This window comes from Anaerostipes sp. 992a, from assembly GCF_001940245.1.
Classification (GTDB): Bacteria; Bacillota; Clostridia; order Lachnospirales; family Lachnospiraceae; genus Fimousia.
Genome location: NZ_MJIG01000001.1, coordinates 214,489 through 226,922, shown reverse-complemented (window position 1 = coordinate 226,922; position 12,434 = coordinate 214,489). Strand labels below are relative to the sequence as shown.

The following is a 12,434-nucleotide window of genomic DNA, read 5'->3' as shown; positions in this document are numbered from 1 at the left end:
GTTTGACAATTTTTTCTTCGATTTAAATCCACTCATAATCTCCACCAGTAATGGCAAGGCTCAAAAGTGTATCCATCTTCTCTACTTCTTCTCCTTCACAGACCTGTAGCAACTGAGCTGTCGGATTCACATCCGGCATCTCCTCATCTGGTCCAATTTCCATATCCACATCCAAATCACAATCCGGACAGGCAATGACAGGCATGATCTTCATATCCAAAAATCTTTTCCCACATTTTTTACATTCATAAAATCCACATCTGGTTGTGCCTTCTGGCAGATAATACATATCCCTTCACTTCCTTTATTTTCATTTATCTATTTTAAGATAACATATTTTTCCTATTAAATAAAGCACCTGTGCCTTTTCTCCCACCAAAAAGACGGATATCTAATTCATACCTTTTAGATATCCGCCTTTACACTGATTCTTCAATCATGAACTTTTTTATTTCCTTTCTTAACCAGTTACTTTTTTCTAAATCTTCTAAAATACATTATTACTAATATAAGCGATTAAAGAGTTACGAAATGACTTAAAAAAATAAAATGACTTACAACAATTATATGGATTAATACTTATACGACTAATATGACTCTTAAACTTTACTTGAATTTATTAATATAAAAAACTAACGATTTTGGTGGTCCGTACCTCCTTCCATAAATTTAAAGAAGTAAAAAGAGAAATAAAACTTTTACCAGCTATTATCTGTTTTATCTTTCCTTCCCTTTTCTTTATACTGCTATTATACTCACTATTTTTATATTTGTCAATATATTTTTTATATTATTTATTATATTCAGAATTGTCAGATAATTAAAGTGTTGTACTGCACCTATTTGCCAATACACGAAAGACGGATATCTAATTCATACTATTTAGATATCCGCCTTTACTTTGACTCTTCGATCATTCGATTTCCTTTCTCTGTAGTTTTTCACTTCTACAAATCAGTTTTTTCGTCTTCCCTATGAAATTGTGTTGTTAAGCTTCTGTGGTTACTTACCCTTACTGTTCTTTCATACTCTTTGGAGATTTTTGAATGATACATTCTTCTAATCCATTCATTGGAAATTTGAAATCATGTAATCCATTCAACATTTACATGGCCTTAACCCTTTCACTTAAAAGTTTAAAATTTGATTTAACTGTTTGGTGGTCTGTCCTCCTGTTTCAAAAATTTGAACCTTAAATTAAAAACTAATTATTTTGGTGGTCCGTACCTCCTTCTTTAGATTTGTCTACCCATTCTGATTTCTGTAATTACATCTTCGATTCGGGTACTGACTATCTAAATGTCAGCTAAATGTATAATTTTGATTCTGATGTCATCGGCTTAACCACTGCACTGACTGTCTTATCAAATTATACTTTTGTAAATCAATCAAATATTTTTTCTATCTTTTATTTGTTTGATTTACTTTATACTGTTATTATAACTGGTTTTTATTTTTTGTCAATACTTTTTCTTTATTTTTATATATATTCAGAATTTTCAGACATTATTGTTTAAAAAATAATACATTTTATTGCAATAAATATGAGTTTCTTTGACTATGAGATAGTGAGTGAGAACGAAATCATTCCGGTCAGCAATCAGGCTACGGAGCTTCCAAATCTGATACATGTTTTCTCTTGTTCTACACCAGGACAGACGAAAATCTTATCTCTCGTCCAGGGACAAATGGCTATGTAAGCAAGCTTTCAGCCATTTGTCCTTATGGACGGGCAAAAGCATCGCTTTTGCCAAAGATTTTCTGCCCGAGAAAACATGTAAGCTCCTTCGCAGATTGCTTTACCGGAATGGTTTCGTTCTTTGTAGTATATTGGCTTCTCCCATATTCGTGTGGAGAAACGGAGTGTGGCAAAGAAGAAGGCTTTTTCATAGACCATATCCCCGTTTTCCCAACTTATATAGATGCAATATTATAAAAACAGTATCATTTCAGTCAGAGATCAGGCTGTGGAGCTTCCAAACCTGATACATGTTTTTCCTATATTTATATGGAGAAACGGAACATGGAAAAGAAGAAAACTTCTCCGAAAGCGACATATGCGGAATGTTAGAACAACCTGCTGGCTGGATTCTATCACCAGAACTGCTTCAGGCATCGAAGATGACTGTTTTCCATAGGACAGTTGGTAGGGAAGTTTACTTACCTTTCCAACTGTTATGGAAAAAAGGAAGGCAGTTCGTCTTGTGCCTTGCCAAGCCCGACTAGCGGAGCGGATTAGGGTTTGGCTCGGGATAAATCCAGACAGCTTTGGTTGTTCTTACGTTCTGGCATCTTAGGCGCAGGAGGAGAAATTTTCTTCTTCACTTAGTCCACAAAACCCATAGTTATGTTTCCACAGAAAGCGAAGGGCTGTTCTTTTTCTTGTATATCTGTGGCTGAAAATCCTTATTATCTCCAAAAAAACCTCCGCCCAGAGTCTCCGTTATGGTCTTCATTGCAGTTTTGGCTTCCTCAAAACTTTCTGGTACTACAGTTACATAATAAAGTGCTTTTGTGTTTCTTTCCTCTAAGAATGTATTCCCCATTTCCTCACCAAGATTCGGCTCTCCCCATTCCATATCGATGGATTTTCCGCATGGAAGCTCTACTTCAATCACACCTGCTTCCTTCCATACTTGAAGTTCCAGAGCCCCACCTTCTGGAAAGACTTTTAGAAAATCTTCCGGTGTAATCTCCTTTTCATTTAGATAAAGCCATTCCTTTGGCCAATTTACACTTGGTTGTATACGTTTCTTTTGCTGTTTGATCTTTTTTCGTTTTGATTTATTCCTCATATATTTCCTTTCATCTCTTCCTGTATTGCTCTTTGCCAAATTCTTTTGCAATCATGATAAGTCCTATCACTCCAGCTGTACAATCTGCAACCGGTCCTGCATACAAAATTCCATTAATTCCGATCAATAACGGAAGAATCAAAATCAATGGAAGCAGAAATAAAATCTGTCTGGTTAAAGACAGGAACATACCCTTCTTGGGTTTTCCAATCGCAGTAAAACAATTGGAGGTAATTGGTTGAATAAAGTTTAAAAAGGTAAAGAATAAGAAGATTCGAAAATAGCTTTCTGCAAATGCATAGTATTCTTCTGATCCATTTCCAAATAATGAAATGATATTTCTCGGGAATATCTGGAATAACGCAAAGGCTCCAATTGACAAGATACATCCATAGGTGGCCGCCTTAAAATATGCACTCTTTACTCTGTCATATTTTCCTGCTCCATAGTTAAAGCTGACAATCGGCTGTAATCCCTGAGAAATTCCAATAATAAATGAGAAAAATACCTGATTCACCTTTGTAATGATTCCAGCACATGCCAAAGGAATGGATTCTCCAAACGAAGACAAGTTTCCATAGTATGTCAGCGACTTATTCATAACAATCTGCACAATCATCATGGCAAGCTGATTGCTGCAAGGTGCTCCTCCCAGGGACATAATTCTGGATATATATTTTTTATGAGGTTTTAAATGGCTTCTTTTTAACGTTACCGTCTTACAATGGCAAAGATATCGAAGCGCAATACCTCCGGAGACAAACTGTCCTATGATCGTTGCCAGAGCCGCTCCTGCCATTCCCATATGCAGGACAAATACAAACATGGCATCCAATATCGTGTTGATGATCGCACCAATCAGATTACAGATCATAGACATTTTAGGACTGCCGTCTGCACGGATGAGATGGCCTCCCCCACTTGACATAATCAAAAATGGAAAACCGATAGATGTGATTCTAATATAGGTTTTTGCATATCCTGCGATATTTTCCGGTGCCCCAAAAAAATATACCATTGGTTCCAAAAACACCTGACAGATCAAACACAAAAATACACCACACCCAAACATGGAGATTGCTGCATTTCCCATATAATGTACTGCCTCTTCTTCATCTCCATGTCCCATTGCCAGATTAAAAGCAGATGCTCCTCCAATTCCAAACAGCAATGCAATGGCAATACAGGAGGTTGTGAGCGGGAATGCAATATTGGTCGCAGCATTTCCCAATTCTCCTACACTATTCCCGATAAAAAACTGGTCAACAATATTATAGAGGGCACTGACCAGCATCGCTATAATACTCGGCACTGCAAACTGCTTCAATAATTGATTTACCGGTAGTGTCCCAAGTGGATTTTCCTGATTTTTCTTTTGCTTCTCCATATTTTTCCCTTTCTTTTCTATTCTTCATTTCTTTTTGAAGATACATTGGCAACCATTTGCTTTAACAGTCTTCCTGCCTCCTCTTCTTCTTCTTGCGTCATATGACTCATCAAAATATCGTTCCATTGATTTAATACATCTTCTATGATCGGCTCCATCTTTCTTCCTCTGGATGTCAGAAAAACCCGGTTACAGCGCTGATCCTTTTCATCCTTCTTCTTTTCAATCAATTCCTTTTTCTCCAGCGATTGCACAATTCTTGCAACTGCTGATTTATCCAGACAGAGATAGGATACGATATCCTCCTGGGTGAGTCCATCTCCGCGATACAGCATCAACAAAACAGGATATTCACTGGACGAAATTCCATACTTTCTTAATGCCTGCATAATATACATCTGATTTCTTCGATACAGAATAGAAATCCATCTTCCATTTCGTTCCTTCATTGCATTTTCCTCCTTAATACCTTGTGCATCCTGTCTGGAACGTTTTCTTTTATCGATAAGCAATTAAAAAATTCTTATGATCAAAAATAGTTGATATAGCAACCATTATCATACTCGTTTTTAGTTGCTATGTCAACCATTTTCATTTTCCAGAACAAAATAGACGGCATCTTTCGATGCCGCCTGTAATCATTCTTTCCTTTTATTTTGCCCAGCCGAAGGAACATTTCACTGCTTTGTGCCATCCATCCAGCTTTTCTTCTCGTTCTTCTGCTTCTATTTTTTCAACAAATACTCTATCGCTTTCCCAGTTTGCCAATACATCTTCTTTATCTGCCCAATAGCCAACAGCAAGACCTGCCAGATAAGCAGCTCCCATCGCAGTTGTTTCTACACATCTTGGACGGTTAACATTTGCGCCCAGCATATCTGCCTGGAACTGCATTAAGAAGTTGTTCGCACTTGCACCACCATCTACCTTTAAGGTTGCAAGGAGAATACCACTGTCTGCCTCCATTGCAGTTAATACATCACTCACCTGATATGCCAGAGATTCTAAGGTTGCACGAATAACATGATACTTATTTACACCACGGGTAATTCCTACGATAGTACCGCGTGCATACTGATCCCAATATGGAGCTCCCAGACCTGTAAATGCAGGCACTACATAACATCCATTCGTATCATCGACTTTTGTAGCCATGTATTCAGAATCTGGAGAAGAATCTACCAGACGCATCTCATCGCGCAGCCACTGAATTGCTGCACCAGCAACGAAGATTGAACCTTCTAATGCATAATTTACTTCCCCGTCAAGTCCCCATGCAATGGTTGTAACCAGACCATTGTCAGAATATACTGGCTCTGTTCCTGTATTCATTAACAAGAATGCTCCTGTACCATATGTACATTTTGCTTCCCCAGGTGTAAAGCATGTCTGTCCAAACAATGCGGACTGCTGATCTCCTGCAGCTCCTCCAATTGGAATTTCTACGCCAAAGAGGCTTGCTTCTGTGCTGCCGTAAATGCAGCTGGATGGTTTTGCTTCTGGAAGCATGGATTTCGGAATATCCAATTCTGCAAGAATCTCATCATCCCATTTTAAATCCTTAATGTTAAATAACATGGTTCTGGAAGCATTACTATAATCTGTTACATGTACACGTCCCTTTGTCAATTTCCAGATCAGCCAGGTTTCTACGGTTCCGAATAATAAATCTCCAGCTTCCGCACGTTCTCTTGCTCCTTCTACATTATCCAGAATCCATTTTACCTTTGTTCCACTGAAGTAAGCATCGATCAACAATCCTGTCTTTTCACGGAATTTATCAGAAAGTCCCTTTTCCTTTAAAGAATCGCAATATTCTGATGTTCTTCGACACTGCCACACGATTGCATTATACACTGGCTCTCCCGTCGTCTTATCCCAGACAATGGTTGTTTCTCTCTGGTTTGTAATACCGATCGCTGCTACCTGATCTGCAGTAATGTTCAGCTTCTGCATTGCTTCTAATGCTACCGCATACTGTGTAGACCAAATTTCTTCCGGATCATGCTCTACCCAGCCTGGTTTTGGAAAGTACTGTGTGAATTCCTTCTGCGCTACACTGCAGATTTCTCCTTTTTCGTTGAATAAAATACAACGATTGCTAGTTGTCCCCGCATCCAATGCCATTACATATTTTGCCACGTTACATTCTCCTTTCTATGTATAAATAAAATAATTTTATTTCCCCTTCCCATTAATTTCATACTATCATATTGCACATATTCTTGCAAGAATCTTTATAGTTTTTAATCGTTTTATCCAAATTTTCTATAATTTTTCTAATCCAGCTTTCGATATACGGTGAAATACATGGTCGTAAAACATGCCAATCCGCCAATGGCATTGGAAATGGGTTCTGCCAGAAATACTCCATGTACCCCAAGTCCTCCCATCTGAGGAAGCAGAATTGTAAGCGGTACAACGATGATCACTTTTCGAAAAATAGAAAAGAACACTGCCTGCTTCGCCTTTCCTAATCCTGTAAATACCGATTGTCCACAAAATTGAAACGCCATCATAAAGAAACCGAAGAAATAGATATGCAATGCCTTCACTCCATATCGAATCAGCTCCGGATCATTGTTAAAGATCCGAATAAAAAATTCTGGAAACAGGAAAATCAGAATCCAGGCAACGACTGTATAGAAGCTTCCTACTAATACAGTAAAGCGAATTCCTTCTTTTACTCTTCCATATTCCTTGGCACCATAATTAAATCCCAGTACCGGCTGGCATCCAGAGGTAATGCCCTGAATCGGGAGTTGGAAAATATCCCTGACCGATCCAAGGACTGTATTAATTCCCACATAGAGATCGCCCCCATACACACTCAGGGTCGCATTGCAGACCACATGAACTAATCCGTTGGTTCCCTGAAGAATAAACCCAGTCAGCCCCAGTCCCATTATCTCTTTGTCCAGCTTGGGTCTAAGCTTCATAGACTTTAGCGACAGCTTTAACAACGTCTTTTTTCCCAACAAAAACTTCATAACCCATACCGCTGAAACAAACTGGGATATTACGGTTGCCAATGCCGCTCCCCTTATTCCCAAATCCATTCCAAAAATCATAATGGGATCTAAAATAATATTTACCACTGCTCCAATAATAACAGAAAGCATTCCGATCTTTGGAAACCCCTGACTATTGATATAGTGGTTCATGCCAACACTGATCATGAGAAACATCGTTCCTGCCAGATAAATGTTTAAATACTGCTCTGCATATACATAAGTAACATCACTGGCACCAAAGGCATATAAAATTGGCCGTTTACACACATAGCCAACCATCGTAATTGCCATTCCTGCCATAAGAAGCATGGTAAAGGAATTTCCCATAATATTCTCTGCCCGTTCCTTATCACCTGCTCCTCTGGCAATGGAACAAAGCGGTGCCCCTCCCTGTCCAAATAGGTTCGTAAATGCCATTACCAGCATAACAATAGGAAAAGTCAATCCAATACCGGTCAATGCAAGGGACGAACTTCCTTCCATATGCCCAATATACATACGATCAACAATATTATATAAAAGCTGTACCAACTGTGCGATGGTAAGTGGAACAGCCTGTGCGATGATATTTCCCCAGACGCTCCCCTTACTAAAATCATTCTTAGTGACAGCTGCCTGCTCTGCCATATTCCTCATCTCCTTTTTCTATCCAAATCTGCCAAAGCAATCTGCCAATTATTATACAGAACTTCCACTCAAAAAACAAAAATCTTTTTATAAAATATTTTCATTGCCTAACCATACAAATTCCTCTATACTGGTCTTAAATAAATGTTATAATCTTCTTTGAAACGCAAAGGAGGAGCTACTGACTGATAACATGTTCTCATTTTTTATCAATCAGTAGCTCCCTTTTGCGTAAAAACCATTATAAATATTTTCTTACATCCTTTACCAGATTTTCTTCTGATTTTATCAGCTCTTTCGCTATATTCTTTGCATGGGCATCCGCCTCTCCATATTGATTCAAATATCGATTTATGGATGTAATCCCCATATTACACCCATCTGTCACTAAATTGGCGATCGTTTGATCCGACTCCTTCATAACCATTTTCATATTGGTTTTAGCCCAGGACATGGCCGATGCCATAAAATCTGGTTCTTTTCCCATTTGATGATTTTCCTGCAGCATAGAACAGGTTTTAGACTCAATGTTTTCATGTTGAGACCGACTCTGTCTCAATATTTGCTGTAAATGAGAATCACAAACGCTTTCCATAACTTCATTCAATGTTTTTATCCCCATCTTGGCACCTGCATTGCATTCCTGTAAAAGGCGGATGGTATCCTGATTCATTTTGATTTCCTCCTGTCACATCCAAATTTCTCTTTCATTAGTATGTCACAAAGGAATTTTTTTATTCAAAGCTAACGATAATCGTCACAATCTCGCTATCGGTTCCTACTCGCATAGCCGGTCCCCAGACCCCGACTCCAGAAGTTACAACCGTATGCATCTTCTGAATTTTTTTATATCCCGATGGATTCTCCCAAATCCGTTTCATAAGAAGATTTAACGGAAAGAGCTGTCCATTATGCGTATGACCTCCCACCGTCAGGTCTGCTCCTGCTTTCTCAAGTTCCTCATATTCCTTTGGCTGATGATCCATAACAATAATCGGATTGTTATGGTCTAATCCTTCCAAAAGCTCTTCCGCTGTTTTTCGTGTTTCCAAAAGCTTTTCCGATCTGGATGGATCTTTTCTTCCTACCAGATAGAAATCATTTCCTATCCATGCCACTTCATCCTCTAGTAGCTCGATCCCACAGTCTTTTTCCATAAATTCTCTCATTCGTGGATCATCGATCAGACCTTCCTCCTGAGGAAAGGTAAAACCTGCCAGAATATCTTCTTTCACATCATGATTTCCCCAGCAGCCATATACTCCATATCGACTCTTAATTTGTTGAACATATCTGGCCACCTTTTCAGGATTTCCAATTGCCTTAAAATCATTATCATAAAAGTCTCCGGCGAAAAGTACCAAATCTGGATTTTGTCTATTGATCTTCCGTACCATCTGCTTTACATGAAGCTCATCGATGCTATATCCCACATGAAGATCTGCGATCAGAACAACGGTCAATGCTTTCCGGCTCTTGCATTCCTTCTCGATTGGAATCTCATACTGGTTATTCTTTATGATCCTGGGATGAAACATACCATAAGCGGATACGGCTGTAATCAGTACCATGCAAATTCCTCCATAAATACGAAAGCCGTTCCTGGATTTTATCCATTGAGCTCTCTTCCTTCTGCTCTTTTTTAATATAAAAAGAATTCCATCTGCCAGAAAAATGATCATTCCCATATAAAGCAGAATTCCAAACCAGTAATTGTTTAACATTTTCAATATCCGATGTACTAGTCCATCTTTGAAAAGATAGGCAGTAAGTGGGGTGAAAGCCAGAAATGCATAAAGAATACAAAATCCAACACGAAACCTTCTGCTGCCAAATACACCATGACAAATATGCAGCCATTTTAATATGCGCCAGATAAAATAGACATTCACCAAAATATAAACCGGAGATAACCAGATAGCCAGCATACAATCCCTTCCTTCTGCTCTTTTTTAAAGAAACTGTAGCATAATCGGTATTGAATTACAATTGCAAAGTATTTAAATATTTATTATACTTATTAGTAGATGGAAGCATCAAAGAAAGGAATTCAAAATGAGACCAACCATTTTATTATATAGATTTTCAAAAACAGATTTTACAAAATTAGCAAAGCAGCTCCTTCCTATGAAGCTGCGCATAAAACAGGTAAACCCTATGGATTATGGAAAACCCATAGGTGTTTTCGCTGGCATAAAAGAACTGGAACCTGTGGAGATCGAGGAAGCCCCTGTCAAGGAACTATCCGATCCCATGCTCGTCTTCTGTGGACTTGGCAACTCCCAGCTGGATCTAGTTCTGTCCGCAATTCGTCGTTCTGGTATTGGGCCAGTTCCCTATAAGGCTATTCTGACCCCATCCAATCAGACCTGGAATGCCCATAAGCTTTTGGAGGAACTGAAACAAGAGCATGCAAAAATGCAGCAAATATAAATTTCTGACAAATATTCCTTTGCCAGATTGCCCTATTTTTAAATAATCAAGATTTTATTATTTCCACTGATTTTCCCATTTTTTAAATTGGGAAAAATATCCGTGTTTATATAGATAGAAAGGTATTACCATGAAAAAAACCATATTATTTGTTCTTGCAGCGTATGCCATGTTAGCATCTGCTGTCAAAATTGTTGCGTCCGCAACTATGCAGGATGCTATTTATCCTATTATCATTATGTTTATTTGTGTTGCCATCATCATCTGGCATATGCTTCATGCATTATCTTATACAAAGAAAGAAGCCCCTGTAAAAGAGCTCTACCGTCGGGACTTCTATTCAAAACTATATTTAATTCCATTTTACATTTTAATCGTCGTATGGGGATTTGGCTTTGCCATGGCTCCTCTGGGATTCATCTTTTTGCCATTTTTATTTGTATTGGATTATATCGTGCTATTGTCTTCTTCCGCTTACGGATTTGCCGGTCTAATCCACGAACGAAGACAGGGGACGATTTCCTCTCTCTCTCAGAAAATCCATATTATCATGCACATTCTCTTATTTCTGGACTTTTTCAGCAGCTTTTCCCTCTGGGAACGGACCAATTATCCAGATTAAGACAGCTTTTTCGTTATATAGGGGGATTCTTATGAAACCTGTGAATATTTATTTACTCTCTCAGGTAAAGGAGGAACAGCTTTTCTCTCGTTATGAGAATATGCTGTCTGGAAGAAAGGAAGAAAAACGGACGAAAGTACATGAACAGCTATCTCTATGTCTTCTCGTCAATCACCTTCTTCTTTCTGGAACCTCCTTAGAAGCCATGGATGGGTTCTTCTATTCCTATACCATTCAGCATATCAGCAAAGAATTTGACCTGCTTAAGTTTTCCTCTGACTGTAAGAAGATTCTAAATATTGAATTAAAAAGTGTGCCTGTGAAACAGACGGATATGGAAAAACAGTTACTGCAAAATCAGCATTATCTGCAGCATTTGTCCAATAATATCTTATCTTATGTTTATGTGGCTTCAAAAAATCTTCTCTACACACTGGATGTGAAAAAAGGATTGATTTCCTGTGCTTTTGAACATTTAGTGGAAGATATGATGAGCTTCGGAGATGTATTCAGAAATGACATTGATGCACTTTTTGAGGCTTCTGATTATTTGATTTCTCCGCTGAACACACCGGAAAAATTTCTAAATCATAATTATTTTCTGACGAATCAGCAGGAGGATTTTAAGAACAGCATTCTCTGCCATCTAAAGGATTCCGAACACAATCCCACCCTGATCGGCATCTCTGGAAGCGCCGGAACGGGCAAAACTCTGCTTCTATATGACATTGCAAAATCATGTGCTGAAACCAGCCGGATCTGTATGGTGCATTGCGGCCTTTTATCCAATGGACATTATTATCTGGCTTCTCACATTGAACATATGGATGTTCTATCCATTGCAGACCTGAACGAAAAGACATCTTTTTCTTCCTATCAGTATATTTTTATCGATGAAGCACAGCGTATTTATCAGGACCGGTTTCAGATCATCGAAGCTGCTGCCAGACTTCATAACATTAGCTGCATCTATTCCTACGATCCAAGACAGGTACTTTCCAATGAAGAATTTAAACTGGATATCTCATCCAGAATTTCATCGATGACCCATTATTCCTATAAACTGTCCAATCGAATTCGTACCAATAAGGAACTGGCATCCTTTCTCACTTCATTTTTTGATCTGAAACGAAAGATTTATCGCTATACTTATGAATCGGTAGACATCTTATTTGCCTCTCGTTTTCTGGAATCTGTTCGCTTTCTTGATTTTTATGCGAAGGAAGGGTATACCTTTTTTAATTTTACCCGTTTTACTTACCCTCAGCAGATTTTTGATATTTCCCATGACGAAACCGCCATCCTGCAAGTAATCGGACTGGAATTTGAACGGGTCTGCATTCTGATTGACGGTTCCTATACGTATAATGAAAAAGGAGTGTTACAGGCCACCGGTACGTCTGACTCCGATTATATGGCCCTGAAACTCCTGTTTCAGGCTGTTACAAGAACACGGGATAAGCTTTGCATCATCGTGGTTGAAGACTTATCCTTCTTCCAACAGATATTAAATATTAAAGCAGATTGTCTTTTTGATTAGAAAAAGAAGAGGCATC

Annotated in this window: 12 protein-coding genes; 4 read left to right on the top strand and 8 right to left on the bottom strand. The window is 38.5% G+C overall.

Going from position 1 to position 12,434, the window contains the following annotated elements; genetic code table 11:
• Window positions 1-22: 22 nt before the first annotated feature.
• A complete protein-coding gene (locus BHF69_RS01130; RefSeq protein WP_075669238.1) occupies window positions 23-289 on the bottom strand; it encodes a hypothetical protein in 267 nt (88 codons plus the stop codon).
• A 1,775-nt stretch (window positions 290-2,064) separates the two neighbouring features.
• Here BHF69_RS01130 and BHF69_RS14085 point away from each other — a divergent pair.
• Window positions 2,065-2,226, top strand: a complete 162-nt coding sequence (locus BHF69_RS14085) for a hypothetical protein (protein ID WP_158022534.1) — start codon at window positions 2,065-2,067, stop codon at window positions 2,224-2,226.
• Window positions 2,227-2,345: 119 nt separating this feature from the next.
• Here BHF69_RS14085 and BHF69_RS01120 read toward each other — a convergent pair whose 3' ends face one another.
• From BHF69_RS01120 to BHF69_RS01090, 7 genes are all read right to left on the bottom strand, one after another.
• Entirely contained in the window at window positions 2,346-2,795 is a 450-nt protein-coding gene (locus BHF69_RS01120; protein WP_075669236.1) for a hypothetical protein, read from the bottom strand.
• A 10-nt stretch (window positions 2,796-2,805) separates the two neighbouring features.
• Window positions 2,806-4,182, bottom strand: a complete 1,377-nt coding sequence (locus BHF69_RS01115; RefSeq protein ID WP_075669235.1) for an MATE family efflux transporter — start codon at window positions 4,180-4,182, stop codon at window positions 2,806-2,808.
• Window positions 4,183-4,199: 17 nt separating this feature from the next.
• The gene (locus BHF69_RS01110) at window positions 4,200-4,631 is read right to left on the bottom strand and encodes a MarR family winged helix-turn-helix transcriptional regulator (RefSeq protein ID WP_075669234.1); all 432 of its coding nucleotides are present in this window, start codon (window positions 4,629-4,631) and stop codon (window positions 4,200-4,202) included.
• 202 nt (window positions 4,632-4,833) lie between these two features.
• Window positions 4,834-6,324: a glycerol kinase GlpK gene (glpK, locus tag BHF69_RS01105; RefSeq protein ID WP_075669233.1), complete on the bottom strand. Its 1,491-nt coding sequence runs from the start codon at window positions 6,322-6,324 to the stop codon at window positions 4,834-4,836.
• A 137-nt stretch (window positions 6,325-6,461) separates the two neighbouring features.
• Window positions 6,462-7,823 (bottom strand): MATE family efflux transporter, encoded by a 1,362-nt coding sequence (locus tag BHF69_RS01100; RefSeq protein ID WP_075669232.1) that lies wholly within the window; start codon window positions 7,821-7,823, stop codon window positions 6,462-6,464.
• Window positions 7,824-8,064: 241 nt separating this feature from the next.
• Window positions 8,065-8,496 carry a hypothetical protein gene (locus BHF69_RS01095; RefSeq protein ID WP_075669231.1) on the bottom strand — a complete coding sequence of 144 codons (432 nt, stop codon included), beginning with the start codon at window positions 8,494-8,496 and terminating at the stop codon, window positions 8,065-8,067.
• 61 nt (window positions 8,497-8,557) lie between these two features.
• Window positions 8,558-9,751, bottom strand: coding sequence for a metallophosphoesterase (locus BHF69_RS01090; protein ID WP_075669230.1), 1,194 nt, complete (start codon window positions 9,749-9,751; stop codon window positions 8,558-8,560).
• A 127-nt stretch (window positions 9,752-9,878) separates the two neighbouring features.
• On the opposite strand from BHF69_RS01090, the gene BHF69_RS01085 reads away from it, so the two are divergent.
• The 3 genes from BHF69_RS01085 (at window position 9,879) to BHF69_RS01075 (ending at window position 12,418) form a co-directional block, all read left to right on the top strand.
• Window positions 9,879-10,256, top strand: coding sequence for a DUF3783 domain-containing protein (locus tag BHF69_RS01085; RefSeq protein ID WP_075669229.1), 378 nt, complete (start codon window positions 9,879-9,881; stop codon window positions 10,254-10,256).
• A 130-nt stretch (window positions 10,257-10,386) separates the two neighbouring features.
• Window positions 10,387-10,878 carry a hypothetical protein gene (locus BHF69_RS01080; protein ID WP_075669228.1) on the top strand — a complete coding sequence of 164 codons (492 nt, stop codon included), beginning with the start codon at window positions 10,387-10,389 and terminating at the stop codon, window positions 10,876-10,878.
• 31 nt (window positions 10,879-10,909) lie between these two features.
• Complete coding sequence (locus tag BHF69_RS01075; RefSeq protein ID WP_075669227.1) at window positions 10,910-12,418, top strand: DNA/RNA helicase domain-containing protein; 1,509 nt, start codon at window positions 10,910-10,912, stop codon at window positions 12,416-12,418.
• The last annotated feature ends 16 nt before the right edge of the window (window positions 12,419-12,434 follow it).